The organism is Kluyvera ascorbata ATCC 33433 (assembly GCF_000735365.1).
GTDB classification, from domain to species: domain Bacteria; phylum Pseudomonadota; class Gammaproteobacteria; order Enterobacterales; family Enterobacteriaceae; genus Kluyvera; species Kluyvera ascorbata.
On sequence record NZ_JMPL01000070.1, the window covers coordinates 1 to 22,221 of the forward strand.

The following is a 22,221-nucleotide window of genomic DNA, read 5'->3' on the forward strand; positions in this document are numbered from 1 at the left end:
AAAGATTTATTCTGACTTTAGCGGAGCCGTAACGGAATGACAAAGTTTGCTTTAGTGGGTGATGTTGGGGGCACCAATGCGCGTCTGGCATTGTGCGATTTAGCCAGCGGTGAAATTTCGCAGGCGAAAACCTATTCCGGCCTGGATTATCCAAGCCTGGAAGCCGTTGTCCGCGTCTATCTCGACGAGCATAACGTGTCGGTTGAGGACGGCTGCATCGCCATTGCTTGCCCGATTACCGGCGACTGGGTGGCGATGACCAACCACACCTGGCAGTTTTCCATTGCGGAAATGAAGAAAAACCTCGGTTTCTCTCATCTGGAAATCATCAACGACTTTACCGCGGTCTCGATGGCGATTCCGATGCTGAAAAAAGAGCATCTGATCCAGTTTGGCGGTACCGAACCGGTTGAAGGCAAACCGATCGCCGTTTACGGCGCGGGCACCGGCCTTGGCGTCGCGCATCTGGTTCACGTCGATAAACGCTGGGTCAGCCTGCCTGGTGAAGGTGGTCACGTCGATTTCGCGCCGAATAGCGAAGAAGAAGGGATTATTCTTGAAGTGCTGCGTGAAGAGATTGGTCACGTATCCGCCGAGCGCGTCCTGTCCGGCCCGGGCCTGGTCAATCTCTACCGCGCGATTGTAAAGTCTGACAACCGCGTGCCGGAAAACTATAAGCCGAAGGATATTACCGAACGCGCACTGGCTGACACCTGCACCGACTGCCGCCGTGCGCTGTCGCTGTTCTGCGTCATTATGGGCCGTTTTGGTGGCGACCTGGCGTTAACGCTTGGCACCTTTGGCGGCGTTTATATCGCCGGTGGTATTGTGCCGCGCTTCCTTGAGTTCTTCAAAGCCTCCGGCTTCCGTGGTGGGTTTGAAGATAAAGGCCGTTTTAAAGATTACGTTCACCCAATCCCGGTCTATCTGATTGTTCACGACAACCCAGGCCTGCTTGGCTCCGGTGCGCACCTGCGTCAAACGCTGGGGCAAATTCTGTAAACTGCCTGATGAAAAAACATGTAGCCCGGCCGAGCGTAGCAACGCCGGGAAGCACATCCCCAAACCGCGTTCAATTCGCGGTTTTTTTTCGCCCGTCTTCTGCCATTCCGACACGCGTCACACTTCTGTCAGGCAGGATTATTTGTCCAGTAAAAGCATTGTTCGTCTGCTAACAATGACCGAGGCGACTTAGCAATAATCCCTCTCGTTAACTATCTGGAGGAGTTTGTGATGACTAAGAAACTGATTGCCGTCTGCGCATGCCCAATGGGGCTGGCACACACTTTTATGGCTGCCCAGGCGCTGGAAGAAGCGGCGGTGGAAGCGGGATATGAAGTCAAAATTGAAACGCAGGGCGCCGACGGTATTCAGAACCGCCTGACCGCGCAGGATATTGCCGAAGCGACCTTAATTATCCACTCCGTTGCCGTCACGCCGGAAGACAATGAGCGTTTCGAAACGCGCGATGTGTACGAAATTACCCTACAGGATGCCATCAAAAACGCCGCGGGCATTATTAAAGAAATCGAAGAGATGGTTGCAGCTGAACAACAATAATTGTCGACAGGGATACCACTATGGCCATAAAAAAACGCAGTGCAACCGTTGTGCCAGGCGCATCTGGTGCTGCCGCGATAAAAACGCCGCCAGCCGCCCGTAACAGCTTTTGGGGCGAACTCCCGCAGCATGTGATGTCAGGGATTTCGCGCATGGTACCGACGCTTATCATGGGCGGGGTGATCCTCGCCTTCAGCCAGCTGATTGCTTATAGCTGGCTGAAGATCCCTGCTGATACCGGCATTATGGATGCGCTCAATAGCGGGCAATTTTCGGGCTTTAACCTCTCTTTGTTAAAGTTTGCCTGGCTGTCGCAATCCTTCGGCGGCGTCTTGTTTGGTTTCGCGATCCCGATGTTTGCCGCGTTTGTGGCGAACTCTATCGGCGGTAAGCTGGCGTTTCCGGCCGGGTTTATCGGCGGATTGATGTCTACTCAGCCGACGCAAATGCTTAATTTTGACCCCAATACGCTGCACTGGGTGACGACCGCACCGGTTCCTTCCACCTTTATTGGCGCGCTGATTATCTCCATCGTTGCCGGTTATCTGGTGAAGTGGATGAACCAGAAGATCCAGTTGCCTGATTTTCTGCTCGCGTTCAAAACAACCTTTTTACTGCCGATCCTCTCCGCGATTTTCGTCATGCTGGCGATGTATTACGTCATTACCCCTTTCGGCGGCTGGATCAACGGTGGTATTCGCACGCTGCTGACCACGGCGGGCGAGAAGGGCACGCTGATGTACGCGATGGGGATTGCAGCGGCAACGGCTATTGACCTCGGCGGCCCGATCAACAAAGCGGCGGGTTTTGTGGCCTTTAGTTTTACCACCGATCACGTCCTGCCAATTACCGCCCGTTCGATTGCTATCGTCATTCCACCGATTGGCCTGGGTCTGGCGACCATCCTTGACCGTCGCTTAACCGGCAAACGCCTGTTCAGCGCCCAGCTTTATCCGCAGGGTAAAACGGCGATGTTCCTCGCGTTTATGGGCATCAGCGAAGGGGCGATTCCGTTTGCGCTGGAGAGCCCGATTACCGCGATCCCGTCCTACATGGTAGGGGCGATTGTGGGTTCAACCGCCGCCGTCTGGCTGGGTGCGGTACAGTGGTTCCCTGAGTCGGCTATCTGGGCGTGGCCGCTGGTAAGCAACCTTGGCGTCTACATGGCGGGGATTGCGCTGGGGGCGATTATTACCGCGCTGATGGTGGTGTTCCTGCGTAACCTGCAGTACCGCAGAGGCAAACTGCTGATTGAAAGCCTCTAAGGATAAGGACGAAACAATGATGTTATTGGCATCGCTGCGGCAGTGGCTGGTTGAACAGGAGCTTGACGCGGTATTGATTTCATCGCGCCAGAATAAGCAGCCGCACCTGGGCATTTCTACCGGCTCTGGCTATGTGCTGATTGCGCGCAACAGCGCGCATATTCTGGCTGATTCACGCTATTACGCTGATATTCAGTCTCGCGCCGACGGCTACCAGCTTCATCTGCTGAACGCCGAGCGAACGCTGGCAGACATCGTGAACCAGATTGTGGCCGACGAACATCTTTACACCGTCGGTTTTGAAGGGGCACAGGTAAGCTGGCACACCGCCCAGCGCTGGCAGGCATCCATTAAGGCCGCGCTGGTAGGGGCTTCTCTCGACGCGCTACGGCAAATCAAAACGCCGCAGGAAATTGACCTGATTCGCCAGGCCTGCCGGATTGCGGACCAGAGCGCGGAGCATATTCGTCGCTTTATTCAACCGGGAATGCTTGAGCGAGAGATTGCCGCCGAACTCGAATGGTATATGCGTACGCTTGGTGCGGAAAAAGCCGCTTTCGATACCATTGTCGCCAGCGGTTGGCGCGGCGCGCTGCCGCACGGTAAAGCCAGCGATAAACGCGTGGAAGCCGGAGAACTTATCACGCTCGACTTCGGCGCTCAGTATCAGGGCTACTGCTCTGATATGACGCGGACGTTTCTGGTTTCCGGTGCGATGGCGCCCGAAGCGCATCCGCTGTTTTCGGTCTATCAGGTGGTGCTTCAGGCCCAGCTTGCAGGCATTGCCGCCATTCATCCGGGCGCGCGCTGCTTTGAAGTGGATTTCGCCGCACGTTACGTCATTAATGAAGCGGGCTACGGGGAATACTTTGGACACAATACGGGTCACGCGATTGGCATTGATGTTCACGAAGATCCGCGTTTCTCGCCGACGGATGCCACCGCGCTTGCGGCGGGGATGCTGCTGACCGTTGAACCCGGCATCTATCTTCCAGGTCAGGGGGGCGTGCGAATTGAAGATATCGTGCTGGTAACGCCTGACGGCGGCGAAGTGCTCTATAGCATGCCAAAAACATTGTTATGCACGGGAGAGGCATGATGGATTTATCGCTACTGAAAGCCCTGAGCGAGGCGGATGCGATCGCCTCCTCAGAACAAGAAGTTCGTCAGATCCTGCTGGATGAAGCGGATCGTCTGCACAAAGAGGTGCGCTTCGATGGTTTGGGATCGGTACTGATCCGATTAAATGAATCCGATGGCCCGAAGGTGATGATCTGCGCGCATATGGATGAGGTGGGTTTTATCGTTCGTAGCATCTCTTCTGAAGGGGCGATTGATGTGCTGCCGGTCGGCAATGTCCGCATGGCGGCGCGTCAGCTACAGCCGGTTCGCATCACCACCCGTGAGGAAAGCAAAATTCCCGGCCTGCTCGACGGTGAACGTAACGGTAATGATGTGGGGTCTCTGCGGGTAGATATTGGCGCGCGCTCTTATGATGAAGTGGTTCAGGCCGGGGTGCGTCCGGGCGATCGCGTGACCTTTGATACCCCTTTTCAGGTGCTGCCGCATCAGCGGATGATGGGCAAAGCGTTCGACGACAGGCTGGGCTGCTATCTGCTGGTGGCGCTGCTGCGTGAACTGAACGAGACCGAATTACCGGCCGAAGTCTGGCTGGTGGCAAGCTCCAGCGAAGAAGTCGGGCTACGCGGCGGGCAAACGGCCGCGCGCGCGGTGGCTCCGGATGTGGCGATTGTGCTGGATACCGCCTGCTGGGCGAAAAATTTTGACTACGGAGCGGCAAATCATCGTCAGCTGGGTAAAGGCCCAATGCTGGTGCTGAGTGACAAATCACTGATTGCGCCGCCGAAGTTGATTGCCTTAGTTGAACGCGTATCTGCCGAAGCCGAAATTCCGTTACAGCTCGATATGTTCAGCAACGGCGGCACCGATGGCGGCGCGGTACACCTTAGCGGAACCGGGGTTCCGACAGTAGTGATTGGCCCGGCCACCCGTCATGGGCATTGCGCGGCGTCCATTGCGGACTGCCGCGACATTATGCAAACCCAGGCGCTGCTATCCGCGCTGATTACCAGCTTTACGCGTGAGACCGTGGCTCACCTGACGGACTTCAGGTGCTGATCTCACGCTAACAGGAGTGGTTATGTTAACGATTCAATTTCTCTGCCCGCTGCCGAATGGCCTGCACGCTCGCCCCGCATGGGAGCTGAAAGAACAGTGCAGTCAGTGGCAAAGCGATGTGACCTTTATCAACCATCGTCAGAATGCGCAAGCTGATGCGAAAAGCTCGTTAGCGCTGATTGGCACCGGCACGCTGTTCAATGATAGTTGCAGTCTGAACATTACCGGCCGCGATGCCGAACAGGCCAGGCGTGCGCTGGAGGAGTACATCCAGAACCGCTTTATTGACAGTGATAGCATTCAGCCGACGGCAGCGGAGCTGGCGGCACACCCGCTGCCGCGCTCGCTGATTCGTCTTAATCCGGACCTGCTGTACGGCAACGTGCTGGCCGCAGGGGTAGGCGCGGGAGTGCTGACGTTGTGCAAAAGCGACAGTCTGGATATCTATCGGGCCATTCCCGCCAGCGCCGAAGACACGACGCGGCTGGAACACAGTCTGGCGACGCTTGCCGAGCGCCTGAATCTCCAGCTTCGTGAGCGCGGGGGAGAAAGCAAAACCATTCTTAGCGCTCACTTATCGCTCATCCAGGATGATGAATTTGCCGGAAATATCCGCCGTCTGATGGCCGGGCAGCAGAAGGGGCTAGGCGATGCCATCATCACCAATATGGAGCAGGTCTGCGACAAGCTGCTGGCCTCCGCCAGCGATTACCTGCGTGAGCGGGTGAGCGATATTCGCGATATCAGCGAACAGCTGCTGCATATCACCTGGCCTGACCGCCGCCCGCGTAACGCGCTGGTGCTGGATAAACCGACGATTCTGGTGGCGGAAGACCTGACGCCTAGCCAGTTTTTAAGCCTTGATTTACAACATCTTTCCGGCATGATTCTGGAAAAAACCGGGCGTACCTCCCACACCTTGATTCTGGCTCGCGCCTCCGCTATTCCGGTGCTCAGCGGGCTACCGCTGGAGGCGATTGCGGGCTACGCCGGCTTACCTGCGGTGTTGGACGCACAGTGCGGCGTGCTAGCGGTCAATCCCAATGACGCAGTGAGCGGCTACTATGCGATAGCGCAACGCCTGGCTGAAAAGCGCCAGCAGCAGCAGGCGCGGGATGCCGCGCAGATAGCGCTTACCAAAGATAACCAACGCATCGACGTTGCCGCTAATATCGGCACCGCGCTGGAAGCACCCGGCGCCTTTGCCAATGGGGCCGAAGGAGTTGGGTTGTTCCGCACTGAAATGCTGTTTATGGACCGGGACAGCGCTCCCGACGAGCAGGAGCAGTTTGAAGCCTACCAGCAGGTGCTGCTAGCGGCTGAAGGCAAGCCGGTTATCTTCCGCACCATGGACATTGGCGGGGATAAAAACATTCCCTATCTCAATATTCCGCAGGAAGAAAACCCGTTCCTTGGCTATCGTGCGGTGCGAATTTATCCCGAATTTGCCGGGCTATTTCGCAGCCAGCTGCGCGCTATTCTGCGCGCGGCAGCCTTCGGCAATGCGCGGCTGATGATTCCGATGGTGCACAGCCTTGATCAGATCCTGTGGGTCAAAAGTGAACTACAGAAAGCCGCCGCGGCGCTCAAGCAGGAAGGGCTGCGGCATGCTGAAAATATTTCATTGGGCATTATGGTCGAGGTGCCTTCGGTCTGTTACATCATTGACCATTTCTGCGATGAGGTGGATTTCTTCAGTATCGGTTCCAACGATATGACGCAGTACCTCTACGCGGTCGACCGCAATAACCCTCGGGTATCTCCGCTGTATAACCCGATTACGCCATCGTTCCTGCGCATGTTGCAGCAGATTATTCGCGTGGCGCACGATCGCGGAAAATGGGTGGGCATTTGCGGTGAACTGGGTGGAGAAAGCCGCTATCTACCGCTACTGTTGGGGCTCGGTCTTGATGAACTGAGCATGAGTAGCCCGCGGATCCCGGCGGTGAAAAGCCAGATTCGCCAACTGGATGCCAGCACCTGCCGCGAACTGGCGCTTAAGGCGTGCGAATGCCGGAGTGCGCAGGAGATTGAAACGCTGCTGAACGCGTTTGCGCCCGCGAAAGACGTCCGTCCGCTGCTGGCGCGAGAGAATATCTTTGTCGGCGAGTCGTTTGCCAACAAAGAGCAGGCGATTCAGTTCCTCTGCGGTAACCTCGGCGCGAATGGGCGCACAGAGCATCCGTTCGAGCTGGAGGAAGATGTCTGGCAGCGTGAAGAGATTGTCACCACCGGCGTAGGGTTTGGCGTGGCCATCCCGCACACCAAATCGCAGTGGATACGTCATTCCAGTATCAGCATTGCACGCTTATCACAGCCGATAGACTGGCAGTCTGAAATGGGCGAGGTGGAGCTGGTGATTATGCTGACGCTGGGTGCCGACGAAGGCATGAACCATGTGAAGGTTTTCTCACAGCTGGCGCGGAAACTGGTGAATAAGCAGTTCCGTCAGTCGCTGTTTGCGGCAGAAGATGCCAATGCGATTTTAACGCTGCTGGAGTCGGAACTGGTGTTCTGAGGTGAACGCACAACCCCGTAGGCCGGATAAGCGCAGCGCCATCCGGCAATCATGTAGACCGATGCCGGATGGCGGCGTAACCGCCTTATCCGGCCTACGCGGAGACGGGGTTATCGGCCCAGGATTTCCTTACGGATAATCTCGGCGCCTGCGCTTAGCGCGTTGAGCTTGCCGCGAGCCACCTGGCGAGGCAATGGTGCCATGCCGCAGTTGGTTGACGGGTAGAGGTTCTCTGCATCGACGAACTGCAGCGCTTTGCGCAGCGTCTCAGCCACTTCTTCAGGCGTTTCAATAGCGTGGTTCGCAACGTCAATCGCCCCTACCATCACTTTTTTACCGCGGATCAATTCCAGCAGATCCATTGGCACGCGGGAGTTGTGGCACTCCAGCGAGATAATATCGATATTCGAAGATTGCAGCTTAGGGAATGCCTCTTCGTACTGACGCCACTCTGAACCCAGCGTTTTCTTCCAGTCGGTGTTGGCCTTAATGCCGTAGCCGTAGCAGATGTGTACCGCGGTTTCGCACTTCAGACCTTCAATAGCGCGCTCTAATGTCGCGATCCCCCAATCATTTACTTCATCGAAGAACACGTTAAAGGCCGGTTCGTCAAACTGGATAATATCCACGCCTGCGGCTTCTAACTCGCGAGCTTCCTGGTTGAGGATTTTGGCAAATTCCCACGCCAGCTTTTCACGGCTTTTGTAGTGATTGTCATACAGGGTATCAATCATGGTCATTGGCCCCGGCAGCGCCCACTTGATAGGCTGCTTAGTCAGCTGACGCAGGTAACGCGCATCGTCAACAAACACCGGTTTTTGACGTGCCACTTCATCGACAACCGTTGGCACGCTGGCATCGTAGCGATTACGGATTTTCACGATCTCGCGTTTTTCAAAATCCACGCCGCTCAGGTGCTCAATAAATGTGGTGACGAAGTGCTGACGGGTCTGCTCGCCGTCGCTAACAATATCAATACCGGCCAGCAGCTGTTCTTGCAGGGAGAGACGCAGCGCATCCTGTTTCCCTTCAACTAACTCGTCGTTCTGTAATTTCCATGGTGACCACAGCGTCTCTGGTTGAGCAAGCCAGGACGGTTTCGGCAGGCTGCCAGCGGTGGAAGTCGGGAGCAATGTTTTCATATTCAATAACCTGGTATTATTTGTTAATCAAAGAGCGTAGTTAGCGGACCATTGCTCAAGAATGTTCTGATACGGCTTGATAAAGTGCTCTTCGGTAAATTTCCCCTGCTCAATCGCTAAGCGGCTGCGTTCTTCACGGTCATAAACAATTTTGGTTAATGAGTGATCCTGCTGGTTCAGGTCTGGCTGATAGCACAGGCCCGCCGCCGAGTTGGCATTGTAAATTTCCGGGCGATAAATCTTCTGGAACGTCTCCATGGTGCTGATGGTGCTGATAAGCTCCAGGCTGGTGTAATCACTCAGCAGGTCACCGGAGAAGAAGAACGCCAGCGGCGCAACGCTGTTTTGTGGCATGAAATAGCGTACTTTCAGGCCCATCTTGCCGAAGTACTGCTCGGTCAGGGAGGCGCTGCTCGGCTGGTATTCAATGCCCAGCACCGGGTGTTCATTGCCCGTGCGGCGATAAACATCTTTGCTCGACACGCTAAGGCAGATAACCGGCGATTTTTTGAAGTTCGCTTTGTACTCCGGTGAGTTGGCAAAGTGCTTAAAGATATTGCCGTGCAGCTCGCCAAAGGTATCCGGAATGTTAAATTCGGTTCTGTTTTTATTATGCTCAAGCAGCAACACGCTGAAGTCATAATCACGAACGTAGGAAGAGAAGTTATTGCCAACAATGCCTTCAATACGTTCGTTGGTTTTCTTGTCAACAATATGGGTTTTCAATATTTCGATGGCTGGAAACGCCGTGGTTTTACCTTCCGCATCGATATTCATCTCAACGGAAATAATCTCAAGCTCAACGCCGTAACGATCGCCTTTAGGGTTATCCCAATGCGCTAACGTATTGAAACGATTGTCAATCATCTTCAATGTATTGCGCAGGTTTTCCTGACGGTTCTCCCCACGAGCCAGATTCGCGAAGTTGGTAGTAATACGCGTATTTTCTGACGGGTTATAGTTTTCGTCGAAGGTGCTGCTCTTGATAGTAAAGGTAAAATCTTTATTCATCGTCTCTGTCATCCCGAGTGCTGATATGAAAATTAAATTCACTTACTGATTGCCAGAGACGCTGCTCTGCTTTTCTCATTCAGCAGTCTTAATGTTGCCGATAAGTTAATGTTGATAATTTATGCCAGAGGCGGTGAAAGAGGGAAAGCGACTTAATTTCAATGCAACATGAGGGAAGTTCATGATGCGGGGAAATGGTGAAAAAGAGAGGTGTGTCACGAAACGCCGCAGCGGGCTCTCCGGCGCGTTTAGCACCGGAGAATAGGGCTAATCAAGCTCAGAGAGCATTTGACCGTTGCTGAAGCTCCAGTCATCGGCGGTATTGAACTGAATCATCACCATCACATCATCAGGAGAAATATTCATCTTCGTATTGAGTCGTTCACAGAGCGTCCTGCAAAGGTTTCTCTTTTGCGCAGATGAACGCGGTTTTCCCGCAAGGATATGAAACTGAATGAAGTTGTCGCTACGCCCTGCGCTGTAATAGCGGCTATCAAACACGCGCTGGTTTGCCGGTAGCGTTTCAAACACCTGAAAACGATCGTGGGGCGGGACGACAAATTCGTCTTCGAGGCTTTGCTGCAGAATGTCAGATATCTGCGCTATCTGGGCATCGCTGTAGCCCTGGCGTAGGGTTATTCGGGTAAATGGCATTGTCGTTATTCCTCATCCAGACATTCGAGAGCGGATACCGCCGCAGGCCAGCCCGCGTAGAACGCCAGATGGGTGAACGCTTCCACCATTTCGGCTTTTGTCAGGCCATTTTGCTGCGCAAAGTGAATGTGCCAGGGGATTTGCTGCACGCGCCCAAGCGCGGTGAGGGCGGCAAGCGTAATCAGGCTACGTTCGCGTGATGAAAGTCCTTCACGTTGCCAGATATCGTTAAACAGCAGTTCCTGGCTTAGCTCGGCTAACTTTGGTGCGATGCGGGCCAGGGTTTCACGATCGAGGGGCTTTGACATGGTGTTCTCTCCGTATTGACAGTGAACCCATTCTGGCGAGATATTTTCGTCCTGAAAATTGAATCGTTTTTGATTGTCAATCCCGAATTTCAGGACAATTATGAATAAAGTTCCCCCTTCGCTCGACCTCGACGCGCTGCGCAGCTTCGTTACCGGCATGGAGTCCGGCAGCTTTGCGCTGGCGGCACAACGTCTTTGCCGCTCAACTTCTGCGGTCAGCGCGCAGTTGAAAAAGCTGGAGCAGCAGTGCGGTACCGCGCTGGTGGTCAGGAAAGGCCGTCATCTGGAGCTGACCCACAACGGTGAGATATTGCTGGGCTATGCCCGTCGGCTGCTGGCGCTAAACGATGAAGCGCAGCGCGCGCTAAACAGCGAACCGTTACAAGGTGAGATTCGTATTGGCATGCAGGAAGATTTCGGCGAATCCCTGATGCCCGGCATCCTTGGCGAGTTTAAGCGTCACCATCCGGGAATGCGGATGTCAGCCCGTATCGACCGTAACCCAGCGTTGCTCGAAGCGCTTAACGACAATAGGCTCGATCTGGCGCTGCTCTGGCAGCCGGAGGGAGAAACTCAAAAACGGCAGGCTGATAAGTCAGTGCTCGCTGGAATGGATAGCGCATCCGGATCTCAATATTGCCGCGCTGCTGACGCAGGGCGAGCCGCTGCCCCTGGTGATGTTCGAGCACCCTTGTATGATGCGCTCTCGCGCCATTGACAGCCTGGATCGGGCGAATATTCCCTGGCAGGTGGTTTTTGTCAGCCACAGCCTGAGCGGTATCTGGTCGGCGGTGCAGGCGGGGCTGGGCATTACGCTGCGAACGCGTATTGGTATGCCGGGCAGCCTGTGTGTCGTGGAAAACCTGTTGCCCTCGCCGGGCAATTTAGGCATTACCCTGAAAATGAATACCGGAACGGCGACGGTTAGCGAAGCGCAAGCGGCGCTAGGCGCGCTTATGGAAGCGGCGTTAACCGGCGTGGCACGCGTGCGCTGATGATACGTTGGGTGAAGAAAATTCATTTATGATAAAAAGGGAGCGGGCAACAATGCCTGAAACCGGACGGAGCAGACAATGAGAACGCAAAAACGGTGTTTGGGGTACGTTGCCATCGTGGTGGATGATTACGATCGCGCCATCGCGTACTACACGCAAAAGCTTGGATTTACCCTCGTTGAAGATACGCCGCAGCCCGGTAAGCGCTGGGTGGTGGTTTCTCCGAACCCGGAAAGCGACTGCAATTTACTTCTGGCGCGCGCTTCAAACGAGCGGCAGGAAGGGTTTATTGGTAATCAGTGTGGCGGGCGGGTGTTTCTGTTCTTGCAAACTGATGATTTCTGGCGCGATTACAACGCCATGAAGGCAAATGGCGTGACGTTTTGCGAAGCGCCGCGAGAAGAAGAGTACGGTACGGTGGTGGTATTTGAAGACCTGTATGGCAACCGCTGGGATCTCTACCAGAACAAGCAAGGCTAACGTTGTGCGTATAATACGCTGTCGACACGCTCCATATGGCGCTATTTACTGATATGAATCTCAATCGTTTTTGCTATCTGCTGCTGGGCCTTGCGGCGCTCGGCAGTATTTTTACGCTGCATCCTTTTATGATGTGGTTTCTCCTGGTCAACGTTCTGACCATCGTGATTTATGGCGTCGACAAACTTGCCGCGCGCAAGGCCTGGCGCCGTGTGCCGGAATCTACGCTGCTGATTTTTGGTATGGTCGGTGGCTGGCCCGGCGCGATTGTGGGCCAGCAGTCCTTTCGCCACAAAACGCAAAAGCAGCCGTTTAAAACCTATTTCATCATCAGCGTGATAGTGAGTATCGCGGCGATGGTGGCGATTTACCTGCTGCTTACCAGGGGGATGGTATGAACCTGTACATCACTGACCCGAACGGGGACTTAGTCTTACAAAACGGCAGTCGCATCGTGGTTGAGTTTGATGACGGTAAAACGCTCGAACTGACAGACAGTCCGCAGCCGCTACCGGCTGAAATCCCAGAAGGTATTCACCTCTGGGGAGGCAGAATGCCATCTGAGACGGATTATACCGGGTGCTCACAGCTGAACATGATACCGGTGGCGGCGAACGGCATGATTATCTCTCCACGGCATGAAAATATTATTGCTTCGGGTGAAATAGCGCTGTTCATTGCGAGTACTGAAGGGGATTTACGTCCTGTGAAAGAGAATAAGTTACTGATTGAAATGAGCAATGGAAAAACGCTTGAGATCATGGCTGACTATGGCAAAAAGGGGCTGCTTATCTGGGGTGGGCGTGAGCCTATTGCTGGTCTGCCCCTGGAAGAACTCCAGAAAAGAACCGAAAGCCTGGGTATTTACCCGTTAGCCAGTAATGTTGTGCATCTCTTTCCCTATCAACTGGCGTAGTGCCGCGCCGCGCTTCTGAGCGGCGCCGGCGATCGCCATGATTGTGGTTAATGGTCTTTGTCGGCGGAGGTGTTTTCGCGCGACAGTGAGATATTTTTTTCGCGTAATAGCCGCAGCATCCGATTATGCTGCCATTGGGCAATACGTTCCCGGAAGACAAACGTCCTCAGTGCACGAACGGCAATCAGCGAGCCCCAGATAAGCGTCACTATCAGTGACCAGTAACTCCCCGGGGAGTAAAAGTAGTTCACCGTCATCAGCGCGGCGCAGATCAGAAAAGCAATGGTCAGGGTGCGATAGAAGCGAGCCTCTTCCAGTACACGACGCCTGGCATCGAGAATGCGCGTATCCAGTGCGTCGTTTGCCAGCTCTGCCTCATCGGACAGCTCAGATACCGTGACATTAAACACGGAGGCTAGCGCGCTGATTGTTTCTAGTCCCGGCGTATGCCCCTTTTCAATGCGTTGTACCGTTCTTACAGACAGAGAAGCCAGCTGCGCGAGCTGTTCCTGTGACCATGCATTTTTGAGCCGGTAAGCTTTGATTTTTTCACTGGTATTCATGATTGTTGCCTCGCAGATTCGTGATAGAAAGATTCTTGCACATCTTTTCCCGCAGCGGCACGACAGGCAGGCGACATCAACCCGACACGCGGACGACATCCTGATTTGGGTGGCTTTTTTAACCTGCCGCTCAACGGTAAAATTCGCTATGCAGGCCAGGATAGCGGATGCTAAAAACGTTAACGTATTGAGATAATAGATAAGGATAGGGCTGTGTTAAAAAAATTGGTCACAGGGCAACTGAGCTTGCCGATGACGTTCTGGGGATGGGGATTTTGTGGCGCTCTGGTGTTGGGCCTTCTGGGGCTGGCTGGGGTCCATACCGGCCATGCGGCGATGGTGCCGCTGTCTTATATCTTTAAGGTGATTCTGTTCTGCGCGGTATTATCCGGGATTACGTTTATTCAACGCCGGAAAATCACGGTGTTTGGCGTGCTGGCGTTTATTATTGTCCTGGTGCTATTGGTGCTTAACGGCATCATGTTTATCGGGCTATCTTCATTATTGTTTGAATAACTCTCGCGCGAAAATAACGCATTGATGGAGCCATTTCAGGTTATACGCCGGTAACCGACGATAGGTTATCGGTGAACTCAGTATTAACTACCGCTTTTTGGTGACCGCCTCACACTTTCCCTTATTTTTCGCTAAGACTAAGACGCCGGACCTCACAAACAGGCGTATTAAACATTTCATTAACATTTCTCTTGCGACGATTGTTGAATAATTTTATTAATATTTAATCGCTTACATTAAATAGCGAAGCACTCTATTCATCATCACTCACGAGCTGACCTATGACGACAAAACCTGCCGCTGAAGTTTGTGCGGCTCCTGGCCTGTTTCAGACGTTAAAAACGTTCCCCGCGACCGTCCATGCGCTGCTGTTTTTTACCCTGGTCATTCGGTTCAGCTATTTTATGGCGTGGCCATTTATCGCCGTTATCATGACGCAGAATTATCATATGTCGCCTATTGCCATTGGTCTGGCGATGACCAGTAGCGCGCTTATTTCGGTGGTGCTCGGGATGTATGGTGGGCAGATCTCTGACAGGTTGGGGCGACGGGTTATTCTTCTGCTGGGCTGTGGGTTTTCCGCCGTGGGCTACATCATTCTGGCGCAGGCGACGGGCATGGCGCTGTTTATCTGTGGCCTGATGATTATCGGCGTCTGTTTTGCGTGGGTTGACCCTCCGGTGCGCGCGCTGATGAGTGATTTATTGGGCGACCGTCGCCGCCGTGCGCTTGCCCTGCAAATGCGCTACTACCTGATAAACGTCGCGGCCGTCTTTGGCCCTCTGGTGGGGATCGTTTTCGGCCTGACATCGCAAAAGGGCACTTTCCTGATAACGGGCCTCAGCTACCTGCCGTTTTTCGTCTACGTACTGCTGTTTGTTCCTGCGGGTAAACTTCTGGATGAGGGGCAGCAGACCGGCAGCGGGCCTGCTATTAAGTTTCATCAGGTAATAGGCGTGATTGCCAGAGATAAAATCTATATTGCGGCGCTGCTGTGCAGTATTTTGTGCAGCGTGGTGTTTATCCATTATGAAGCCGTTCTGCCCCAGTATCTTCTGTCGCTGGATGGCAACGCAGCGATTAAACTGATAACCCTGATACTGGTTACCAACGCCTGTACTGTGCTGGTATTTCAGACCTTTATCGTGCGATTTATGGCGCAGATGACGCTGCCCAGGCGCATTCTGATGGGCGGTGCGGTCTTCTTTCTCGCGCAACTGAGCTTTTTTTCCATACGCTCGACGGACATGGGGCTCTGGCTGTCGGCTACCTGCCTGTTTAGCATGGGGGAGGCGATTTTGATGCCGAACCTGAACATTTTGCTCGATCAGCTCGCGCCGGCTGAGCATCGTGGCGCTTATCTGGGAGCATCAACGCTGTCGACGCTGGGTATCGCTGTCGGGCCGCTAATCGGTGGAGTACTGCTCGCGATGACCGGGGCGGGGGTGTTTATCGGCACAGCGTTGCTGAGCCTGCTGCTGTGCGCAATTATTTATATCAGCAGAAGAAACATGCTGGCGCGCCTGCTGGACGCTTAAATGGGGGGGGGCGCGCCAGCAAGCAAAATACGCTGTATCAGATTTATGCCTTAAATCGTGCACCGTACTCTCCCGGTGTGAGCCCAAATTCCCGATGGAAAAGTCGACAAAAAATAGTCGCTATCCTGATAGCCGCAGCGCTGTGCCACTTCCGCAATCGAGAGATGGTATTTTTGCAGGATCATCCTTGCTTTTGCCATGCGCACCCAGCGCACGTATTCGACAAAGCTCATAGTGCCGTGTTGGGTAAACAGCTTTGAGAGATGGTTGGGCGTGATATTGAAAAACTGTGCCACGCTGTCGCGGGTGAGCGGCTGCGCATAGTTGTCCTGTACCCAGTTGCACATGCTCTGGTAGAGAAATTCTGAACGCGGGCGCTGTGCTTCCGGACGTATATTAACAACGCTCCGGCACAGGTGCAGCAGGCTGAGCATCAGCGGTTGAATAACATCCTGCATCTGCGGTGAGCGGCTCAGATGGGTTAGGGCGGTGAGGATGGCTTCGCCTTCGCCGCGCTGCAGATGCGGAAGTTCGATACGACGAACCGGGCGGAGCAGGGAGGCGGTGCGGTTATCGTAGAACGAAAGCCCCAGCCAGGCCGGAGCAAAAACCAGGCTTAACAGCATCACCGGTTTATCGCTCACCGGCAGGTTCGCGGCGCGAGCGGGAATAAACAGCATCTCCCCCTCGGTCAGGCGATGCTGATCTTTATGCAGTTGATTGCCGTATTCGCCGCGCAACACCACGTCGAGGCGCGGGAGGTCTAGGCACAGACTGCCGTTTGGCAGACTGGTGGGATGGGTGGCAAACCAGACTCGGCCTAGCCTTTGTGAATTGAGCACCAGGCCGCTGAACAGATCGGCAAAAAACTGTTGGTCTGCTGGTAGTTCTGATGCTTTCATTCCCCATCCTGCGCTATAAATGCATTATCTGCCTGAATTCTTTCACCTTACTGCGGCTTACCGGCACCTGGAACTCCAGGTCACGCAGGCGCAGAATATAGGTGTTATTAAACCACGGTTCTATCTCGCGTATTTTATTCAGGTTCACACAGAAGGAACGATGACAGCGGAAAAACTGGCTAGACGGTAGCTTGGCGCAAAATTCGGTGATGTTCATCGGCATCACGTACGATTCGCGCCGGGTATAGACGAAGGTCATTTTTTCGTGCGCTTCGGCGTAGTAGATATCGTTAACCGGCGTGACGATAATGCGCTCGTCTTTAATCAGGTTAACCGTGTCATTTTCACGCGGCGCGCTGCTGACAACGTTAACATTGCCAGATTGCTGCTGTTGCCAGCTCGACTCGAGCTTTTGCAGCATGGTGACGATGCGTGATTCCTGATACGGCTTCAGAATGTAGTCAAATGCTTCCAGCTCAAAGGCTTCTACCGCATGTTCTTTCCACGCGGTGATAAAGACAATAAATGGCTTGTGGGCAAACTGACTGATGTTTTGCGCCAGCAGCACGCCGTCGAGCGACGGAATGTTGATGTCGAGAAAGATGGCATCGACTTTGTTGTGCTGCAAAAATTTAAGCACGTCGAGCCCGTCGTCAAACGTACCGATAATCTCCATCTGGCTATGCTGTTGAATCAGCCAGGTTAGTTCCTGCTGGGCCAGGAATTCATCTTCAACAATGATGACCTTCATACGGGCTCCGGGTTAAGGCAGTAACGTGGCGGCGGCCGGAATGGCCGTACGCTGGTTTGGAATATAGAACGCAATCTCGGTGCCCGGCTCCAGGCGGCGGATATGCAGCCCTTCACCGTACAGCAGCTTAACGCGGTGGTGTACGTTCAGCAGGCCAATTTTGTTGCCCGGCATTTCATTGGCTTCGACTCGCGCAATCACCAGCGGGTCGATGCCTGGGCCAGTATCCCGCACGCCGATACGCACGCGGTTGCCGGACTCCGTCACACTAATGGTGACTACACCTTTCCCTTTGCTGCGCTGAATCCCGTGCACGATGGCGTTTTCCACCAGCGGTTGAATCAGCAGGCTAGGAATAAAGCAGTTCACCTCATCGTCGATATCGTAAATCACCGTGAGCTTATCGCCGAAACGCGCCTGCTCAATAGCGATATAGTCTTTAATCTGGTACAGCTCTTTACGGATATCAATCTGCTCATCGTCTTTTAATTCAATGTTATAGCGCAGGTAGCGTGAGAGATTGAAAATCAACTGCCGCGCAGTATCCGGGTTCATGCGAATCGACGACGAAATGGCGTTCAGTGCGTTAAACAGAAAATGGGGATTAATTTTGCTTTGCAGCGCGCGCAGCTCTGCCTTATTTGCCATTTCCCGCAGCTGTTCGGCGCGGGAAACCTCAAGCTGGGTCGAAATGATCTGTGATAAACCGATCGCCATTTCCTGTAGTGACGACGTTATCTGGTGCGCGTGGCAGTAATAGATTTTCAGCGTCCCGGTCACCACCCCGGTTTCCAAAAGCGGGATCACTAGCATCGAGTGGATTTCCGGCGTGCGGTAGGCTTCATCATTGTTTTTAATGATGATTTCGTTGTTGTTGATAGCCTGTTTGGTGGTTGGGCTGATGGCGTCATCATTGTTGTGGTAGTTATCTTCTCCCACGCCAACGTATGCCAGTACGCGATCGGTGTTGGTTATGGCTACCGCATCGGCGTGAATATCCTGGCGAATAATGTCGCAAATCTGGCGCAGTGTGTCGCTGTTAATCTGGCGAAACAGAGGCAGGGTTTTATTGGCGATATCCAGCGCCAGCTTGGCCTGGCGCGCAGCGCTGGCCTCTTTTTCACCCTCAACGCTCTGCACCAGCAGGACGATAAAGCCGATACAGACGCTGCCGGCAATCATCGGGATGCCGATTTTCGACACAATGTCGACCCCAAGCGCCATGGTTGGTGCAAAAAGAATCACCAGAATCATGGTGCCCGTTTCGCACAACATACCGCCGAGGATACCTACACGCCAATGCCGCTCTTTTGGGACTTTGCGGTGAATGACGCCCGAAATAATGCCTGCGGCAATGGTGGTAATAAAACAAGGAATGGCGGTCACTCCGCCAATATCGCTTAAATAACGGTACGCACCGGCAATGATCCCGGTAATGATACCTACCCAAGGGCCGAAAAGGATGCCCGCGGACATCACCGAAATAATCCTGACGTTCACCAGCGACCCTTCCACCGGCACGCCGGACCAGGTGCTGAAGATAGCAAACATCGAGAAAATAACCGTTACCGCCAACAGTTCTTTCGGGGTATGCGCGGATTTATGCAGCAGTTCGCGGAACAGACGGATGCGAATCAGGAAAAAGAGGCAAATCAGCATTAATGCGGCTCGGTCATAGACCGCGAGCAGCATATCGAATATTTCGTGCATGGGAGCGCCGGGTTTTTCAGGAAAGTCTTATGATAAGAAACCCGGCGGCGGATGACCAGCGATACGCATGAATAGGGATAAACCTTATTTTTAAAAGGGGATTGATAGAGAAAATGAATCATGAAGGAGAGATGGTGAATCTGCGGAGTATCACGACAGCTACAATGCAAAAATCTGGGTAATGCACTGTTATTATAATGTTCTGTTTTTCACTTATCCGAACAACGGTGATTGATTCGTTTGTTCGCAACTTCCCCTTTTAACCACAGCAATAATTTTTTACGTCCCCTCTCGACAGCGCCATTTTTTTCAGGTTATTTTCTAATCATGCCACATCGGTGGCAGCGTCGCTCGAACGGTTCGGGCGCTAACGTAAATCTGAGGAACCTATGGCTGACTCCAGTCCTGAACGCCGTTTTACGCGTATCGATCGCTTACCCCCTTATGTTTTTAACATCACCGCTGAACTGAAAATGGCTGCGCGTCGGCGCGGCGAAGATATCATCGATTTCAGCATGGGGAACCCGGACGGCGCGACGCCGCCGCACATCGTCGAAAAACTCTGCACCGTGGCACAGCGCCCGGACACCCACGGCTACTCCACTTCGCGAGGTATTCCGCGCCTGCGCCGCGCGATTTCTCGCTGGTATCAGGAGCGTTACGACGTTGAAATTGACCCGGAAGACGAAGCGATCGTCACCATTGGTTCGAAAGAGGGTCTGGCGCACCTGATGCTGGCCACGCTCGATCACGGTGATACCGTGCTGGTGCCAAACCCAAGCTATCCGATCCACATTTATGGCGCGGTGATTGCCGGGGCTCAGGTACGATCCGTACCGCTGGTGGAAGGCGTCGACTTCTTTAACGAGCTGGAACGTGCGATTCGCGAAAGCTACCCAAAACCAAAGATGATGATCTTAGGTTTCCCGTCTAACCCGACCGCGCAGTGCGTCGAGCTGGAATTCTTCGAAAAAGTGGTCGCGCTGGCCAAACGTTACGATGTGCTGGTGGTGCACGACCTGGCCTATGCCGACATCGTGTTCGATGGCTGGAAAGCGCCGTCGATTATGCAGGTACCCGGTGCGCGCGACGTGGCAGTAGAGTTCTTCACGCTGTCCAAAAGCTACAACATGGCGGGCTGGCGTATCGGCTTTATGGTCGGTAACAAAACCCTGGTTAACGCGCTGGCGCGTATTAAAAGCTATCACGACTACGGCACCTTCACGCCGCTTCAGGTGGCGGCCATTGCCGCCCTCGAAGGGGATCAACAGTGTGTGCTCGATATTGCTGCCCAGTATAAGCGCCGCCGTGATGTGCTGGTGAAAGGGCTGCATGAAGCGGGCTGGATGGTCGACATGCCGAAAGCGTCAATGTACGTGTGGGCTAAGATTCCGGAGCAGTACGCGCATATGGGCTCGCTGGAGTTTGCCAAGAAGATGCTGCAGGACGCGAAGGTGTGCGTATCTCCGGGTATCGGCTTTGGTGACTATGGCGACACTCATGTCCGTTTTGCGTTGATTGAAAACCGTGACCGCATTCGTCAGGCTATCCGTGGAATTAAAGCCATGTTCCGCGCCGACGGTCTGCTGCCGTCAGAGCACAAACCGGCTGGCTGATTTTCGTTGCCCCACAAATGCAAACAGGAGCCAATCGGCTCCTGTTTTTTTTGCATTTTTATTGGCTAGATCATCAGGGCGAACGTGCCGGCAAAAACGATGACCATAAAGGAAATGCCCATAAAGAAATATTTCACGACTCATCTCTCCGCGTAATTTTTTCTACGCATTTATGACCAGGTAGTACTGCGAGCTGATATCAACCGACGGAAAAAGACTGACCCATTTTCGCGGCTGACATCACCTCAGAATTCTGTGCATTTGTGCTCCAGATGGCGCTAATGTACGCCTAAAGATGAGGGGAAACAAGAGGGATTTTTTTATTAATTTTTAGTTACTTACGGGTGTCGTGATTCGGCGACACTTTAATTTCATCCGGTAATAAATTTCATTCTGGCGACGTTTCTTTTGACCGTTTCTCGCCCTTTAAACCCTATTGATTTTATGGCTAATTTTGCGACGGACGTCAAAAATTTTTACCGTGCCTGCGTACCCCTCATCCTTTTTTCCTCTGCTGCAAAATGTGCTGCTGCTTTCGTGAGCGATCTCTGACTTTTGCTTTTTCGCCGCGATGTAAATTTGGACCAGGCTCAATTGTGGAGATATTGGCAGGTTTTGTTTTTACTTTTTGTTTTTTCAATGAATACTTGAAGGCCGAGGGATAATACTAATAGAGGATTTTTTATGATGACTCAGAGCATTCGCCGCTCAATGTTAACGGTGATGGCGACGCTACCCCTGCTATTTAGCAGCGCAACGCTGCATGCGCAGGCGAACAGCGTGCAACAGCAGCTGGAAGCCCTGGAGAAAAGTTCGGGAGGTCGGCTTGGCGTTGCGCTGATTAACACCGCCGATAATTCGCAGATTCTCTACCGTGCCGATGAACGTTTTGCGATGTGCAGTACCAGTAAGGTGATGGCGGCCGCGGCGGTGCTTAAACAGAGCGAGAGCGATAAGCACCTGCTAAATCAGCGCGTTGAAATCAAGAAGAGCGACCTGGTTAACTACAATCCCATTGCTGAGAAACACGTTAACGGCACTATGACGCTGGCTGAGCTTGGCGCAGCGGCGCTGCAGTATAGCGACAATACTGCCATGAATAAGCTGATTGCCCATCTGGGTGGGCCCGATAAAGTGACGGCGTTTGCTCGCTCGTTGGGTGATGAGACCTTCCGTCTGGACAGAACCGAGCCCACGCTCAATACCGCCATTCCAGGCGACCCGCGTGATACCACCACGCCGCTCGCGATGGCGCAGACCCTGAAAAATCTGACGCTGGGTAAAGCGCTGGCGGAAACTCAGCGGGCACAGTTGGTGACGTGGCTTAAGGGCAATACTACCGGTAGCGCGAGCATTCGGGCGGGTCTGCCGAAATCATGGGTAGTGGGCGATAAAACCGGCAGCGGAGATTATGGCACCACCAACGATATCGCGATTATCTGGCCGGAAAACCACGCACCGCTGGTTCTGGTGACCTACTTTACCCAACCGGAGCAGAAGGCGGAAAGCCGTCGGGATGTTCTGGCTGCGGCGGCGAAAATCGTAACCCACAGTTTCTGATGCAATAAATGGAGCGAGGTATCGCTCCATTTACGTTAAAAATGTGCTCCTGAACTTCAGTCTTGTCTTGCAACGAA

The 22,221-nt window shown here is 53.6% G+C and carries 21 protein-coding genes and 2 pseudogenes; 14 read left to right on the top strand and 9 right to left on the bottom strand.

All coding sequences use genetic code 11. The annotated features are described in order from the left end of the window. The first annotated feature begins 36 nt into the window (after nucleotides 1–36). The 6 genes from glk (at nucleotide 37) to ptsP (ending at nucleotide 7,482) form a co-directional block, all read left to right on the top strand. The gene (gene glk, locus GKAS_RS15575) at nucleotides 37–1,002 is read left to right on the top strand and encodes a glucokinase (RefSeq protein ID WP_035895490.1); all 966 of its coding nucleotides are present in this window, start codon (nucleotides 37–39) and stop codon (nucleotides 1,000–1,002) included. Nucleotides 1,003–1,233: 231 nt separating this feature from the next. Then, nucleotides 1,234–1,560: a PTS fructose transporter subunit IIB gene (locus tag GKAS_RS15580; RefSeq protein ID WP_035895492.1), complete on the top strand. Its 327-nt coding sequence runs from the start codon at nucleotides 1,234–1,236 to the stop codon at nucleotides 1,558–1,560. 20 nt (nucleotides 1,561–1,580) lie between these two features. Continuing rightward, nucleotides 1,581–2,825, top strand: coding sequence for a PTS fructose transporter subunit IIC (locus GKAS_RS15585; protein ID WP_035895494.1), 1,245 nt, complete (start codon nucleotides 1,581–1,583; stop codon nucleotides 2,823–2,825). Nucleotides 2,826–2,841: 16 nt separating this feature from the next. Beyond that, nucleotides 2,842–3,924, top strand: a complete 1,083-nt coding sequence (ypdF, locus tag GKAS_RS15590; RefSeq protein ID WP_035895496.1) for an aminopeptidase — start codon at nucleotides 2,842–2,844, stop codon at nucleotides 3,922–3,924. Continuing rightward, nucleotides 3,924–4,964 carry an aminopeptidase gene (gene ypdE, locus GKAS_RS15595; protein WP_035895498.1) on the top strand — a complete coding sequence of 347 codons (1,041 nt, stop codon included), beginning with the start codon at nucleotides 3,924–3,926 and terminating at the stop codon, nucleotides 4,962–4,964. The genes ypdF and ypdE overlap by 1 nt, the downstream gene beginning before the upstream one ends. Before the next feature lie 22 nt (nucleotides 4,965–4,986). After that, a complete protein-coding gene (ptsP, locus tag GKAS_RS15600; RefSeq protein ID WP_035895500.1) occupies nucleotides 4,987–7,482 on the top strand; it encodes a phosphoenolpyruvate--protein phosphotransferase in 2,496 nt (831 codons plus the stop codon). Between the two features lie 110 nt (nucleotides 7,483–7,592). Here the strand turns inward: ptsP and GKAS_RS15605 are convergent, their stop codons facing one another. From GKAS_RS15605 to GKAS_RS15620, 4 genes are all read right to left on the bottom strand, one after another. Beyond that, nucleotides 7,593–8,624, bottom strand: a complete 1,032-nt coding sequence (locus tag GKAS_RS15605; RefSeq protein ID WP_035895502.1) for a methionine synthase — start codon at nucleotides 8,622–8,624, stop codon at nucleotides 7,593–7,595. Nucleotides 8,625–8,651: 27 nt separating this feature from the next. Continuing rightward, nucleotides 8,652–9,635, bottom strand: a complete 984-nt coding sequence (locus GKAS_RS15610) for a DUF1852 domain-containing protein (RefSeq protein ID WP_035895503.1) — start codon at nucleotides 9,633–9,635, stop codon at nucleotides 8,652–8,654. A gap of 267 nt (nucleotides 9,636–9,902) precedes the next feature. Next, on the bottom strand, nucleotides 9,903–10,289 hold the full coding sequence (locus tag GKAS_RS15615; protein WP_035895505.1) for a tautomerase family protein: 387 nt from the start codon (nucleotides 10,287–10,289) through the stop codon (nucleotides 9,903–9,905). A gap of 5 nt (nucleotides 10,290–10,294) precedes the next feature. Next, complete coding sequence (locus GKAS_RS15620; RefSeq protein ID WP_035895507.1) at nucleotides 10,295–10,597, bottom strand: carboxymuconolactone decarboxylase family protein; 303 nt, start codon at nucleotides 10,595–10,597, stop codon at nucleotides 10,295–10,297. Nucleotides 10,598–10,697: 100 nt separating this feature from the next. Between GKAS_RS15620 and GKAS_RS15625 the strand changes: the two are divergent. From GKAS_RS15625 to GKAS_RS15640, 4 genes and pseudogenes are all read left to right on the top strand, one after another. Beyond that, nucleotides 10,698–11,592: pseudogene (locus GKAS_RS15625) on the top strand (LysR substrate-binding domain-containing protein). 78 nt (nucleotides 11,593–11,670) lie between these two features. Continuing rightward, nucleotides 11,671–12,072, top strand: coding sequence for a VOC family protein (locus GKAS_RS15630; protein WP_035895509.1), 402 nt, complete (start codon nucleotides 11,671–11,673; stop codon nucleotides 12,070–12,072). A 53-nt stretch (nucleotides 12,073–12,125) separates the two neighbouring features. After that, nucleotides 12,126–12,470 carry a DUF1294 domain-containing protein gene (locus tag GKAS_RS15635; RefSeq protein ID WP_035895511.1) on the top strand — a complete coding sequence of 115 codons (345 nt, stop codon included), beginning with the start codon at nucleotides 12,126–12,128 and terminating at the stop codon, nucleotides 12,468–12,470. After that, entirely contained in the window at nucleotides 12,467–12,988 is a 522-nt protein-coding gene (locus GKAS_RS15640) for a hypothetical protein (protein ID WP_035895513.1), read from the top strand. Before GKAS_RS15635 ends, GKAS_RS15640 begins: the two co-directional genes overlap by 4 nt. A 47-nt stretch (nucleotides 12,989–13,035) precedes the next feature. Here the strand turns inward: GKAS_RS15640 and GKAS_RS15645 are convergent, their stop codons facing one another. Beyond that, complete coding sequence (locus GKAS_RS15645; RefSeq protein ID WP_051910776.1) at nucleotides 13,036–13,551, bottom strand: helix-turn-helix domain-containing protein; 516 nt, start codon at nucleotides 13,549–13,551, stop codon at nucleotides 13,036–13,038. Nucleotides 13,552–13,764: 213 nt separating this feature from the next. Here GKAS_RS15645 and GKAS_RS15655 point away from each other — a divergent pair, with 213 nt between their 5' ends. Together GKAS_RS15655 and GKAS_RS15660 are read left to right on the top strand one after the other, a co-directional pair. After that, nucleotides 13,765–14,067: a hypothetical protein gene (locus tag GKAS_RS15655; RefSeq protein WP_035895519.1), complete on the top strand. Its 303-nt coding sequence runs from the start codon at nucleotides 13,765–13,767 to the stop codon at nucleotides 14,065–14,067. A 281-nt stretch (nucleotides 14,068–14,348) separates the two neighbouring features. Further along, complete coding sequence (locus GKAS_RS15660) at nucleotides 14,349–15,605, top strand: MFS transporter (RefSeq protein WP_035895521.1); 1,257 nt, start codon at nucleotides 14,349–14,351, stop codon at nucleotides 15,603–15,605. A gap of 43 nt (nucleotides 15,606–15,648) precedes the next feature. Here GKAS_RS15660 and GKAS_RS15665 read toward each other — a convergent pair. The 3 genes and pseudogenes from GKAS_RS15665 to GKAS_RS15675 form a co-directional block, all read right to left on the bottom strand. Further along, nucleotides 15,649–16,507 (bottom strand): annotated as a pseudogene (locus GKAS_RS15665) (helix-turn-helix domain-containing protein). 13 nt (nucleotides 16,508–16,520) lie between these two features. Beyond that, complete coding sequence (locus GKAS_RS15670) at nucleotides 16,521–17,258, bottom strand: LytR/AlgR family response regulator transcription factor (protein ID WP_035895523.1); 738 nt, start codon at nucleotides 17,256–17,258, stop codon at nucleotides 16,521–16,523. 12 nt (nucleotides 17,259–17,270) lie between these two features. Continuing rightward, complete coding sequence (locus tag GKAS_RS15675) at nucleotides 17,271–18,968, bottom strand: sensor histidine kinase (protein ID WP_035895525.1); 1,698 nt, start codon at nucleotides 18,966–18,968, stop codon at nucleotides 17,271–17,273. A gap of 389 nt (nucleotides 18,969–19,357) precedes the next feature. Here GKAS_RS15675 and alaC point away from each other — a divergent pair, with 389 nt between their 5' ends. Beyond that, nucleotides 19,358–20,584: an alanine transaminase gene (gene alaC, locus GKAS_RS15680; protein ID WP_035895527.1), complete on the top strand. Its 1,227-nt coding sequence runs from the start codon at nucleotides 19,358–19,360 to the stop codon at nucleotides 20,582–20,584. Nucleotides 20,585–20,649: 65 nt separating this feature from the next. Here alaC and ypdK read toward each other — a convergent pair whose 3' ends face one another. Beyond that, the gene (gene ypdK, locus GKAS_RS24885) at nucleotides 20,650–20,721 is read right to left on the bottom strand and encodes a membrane protein YpdK (protein ID WP_100249902.1); all 72 of its coding nucleotides are present in this window, start codon (nucleotides 20,719–20,721) and stop codon (nucleotides 20,650–20,652) included. Between the two features lie 547 nt (nucleotides 20,722–21,268). Between ypdK and GKAS_RS15685 the strand changes: the two genes are divergently transcribed. Further along, complete coding sequence (locus GKAS_RS15685; protein WP_035895532.1) at nucleotides 21,269–22,144, top strand: extended-spectrum class A beta-lactamase CTX-M-115; 876 nt, start codon at nucleotides 21,269–21,271, stop codon at nucleotides 22,142–22,144. Nucleotides 22,145–22,221 lie beyond the last annotated feature (77 nt).

Coding starts and splice junctions, on each gene's coding strand:
- ypdF (WP_035895496.1), top strand. CDS start 2,842: ATGATGTTATTGGCATCGCTGCGGCAGTGGCTGGTTGAACAGGAGCTT.
- GKAS_RS15610 (WP_035895503.1), bottom strand. CDS start 9,635: ATGAATAAAGATTTTACCTTTACTATCAAGAGCAGCACCTTCGACGAA.
- GKAS_RS15620 (WP_035895507.1), bottom strand. CDS start 10,597: ATGTCAAAGCCCCTCGATCGTGAAACCCTGGCCCGCATCGCACCAAAG.
- GKAS_RS15675 (WP_035895525.1), bottom strand. CDS start 18,968: ATGCACGAAATATTCGATATGCTGCTCGCGGTCTATGACCGAGCCGCA.
- ptsP (WP_035895500.1), top strand. CDS start 4,987: ATGTTAACGATTCAATTTCTCTGCCCGCTGCCGAATGGCCTGCACGCT.
- GKAS_RS15670 (WP_035895523.1), bottom strand. CDS start 17,258: ATGAAGGTCATCATTGTTGAAGATGAATTCCTGGCCCAGCAGGAACTA.
- GKAS_RS15635 (WP_035895511.1), top strand. CDS start 12,126: ATGAATCTCAATCGTTTTTGCTATCTGCTGCTGGGCCTTGCGGCGCTC.
- glk (WP_035895490.1), top strand. CDS start 37: ATGACAAAGTTTGCTTTAGTGGGTGATGTTGGGGGCACCAATGCGCGT.
- GKAS_RS15585 (WP_035895494.1), top strand. CDS start 1,581: ATGGCCATAAAAAAACGCAGTGCAACCGTTGTGCCAGGCGCATCTGGT.
- alaC (WP_035895527.1), top strand. CDS start 19,358: ATGGCTGACTCCAGTCCTGAACGCCGTTTTACGCGTATCGATCGCTTA.
- GKAS_RS15615 (WP_035895505.1), bottom strand. CDS start 10,289: ATGCCATTTACCCGAATAACCCTACGCCAGGGCTACAGCGATGCCCAG.
- GKAS_RS15580 (WP_035895492.1), top strand. CDS start 1,234: ATGACTAAGAAACTGATTGCCGTCTGCGCATGCCCAATGGGGCTGGCA.
- ypdE (WP_035895498.1), top strand. CDS start 3,924: ATGGATTTATCGCTACTGAAAGCCCTGAGCGAGGCGGATGCGATCGCC.
- GKAS_RS15685 (WP_035895532.1), top strand. CDS start 21,269: ATGATGACTCAGAGCATTCGCCGCTCAATGTTAACGGTGATGGCGACG.
- GKAS_RS15645 (WP_051910776.1), bottom strand. CDS start 13,551: ATGAATACCAGTGAAAAAATCAAAGCTTACCGGCTCAAAAATGCATGG.
- GKAS_RS15630 (WP_035895509.1), top strand. CDS start 11,671: ATGAGAACGCAAAAACGGTGTTTGGGGTACGTTGCCATCGTGGTGGAT.
- GKAS_RS15660 (WP_035895521.1), top strand. CDS start 14,349: ATGACGACAAAACCTGCCGCTGAAGTTTGTGCGGCTCCTGGCCTGTTT.
- GKAS_RS15640 (WP_035895513.1), top strand. CDS start 12,467: ATGAACCTGTACATCACTGACCCGAACGGGGACTTAGTCTTACAAAAC.
- GKAS_RS15605 (WP_035895502.1), bottom strand. CDS start 8,624: ATGAAAACATTGCTCCCGACTTCCACCGCTGGCAGCCTGCCGAAACCG.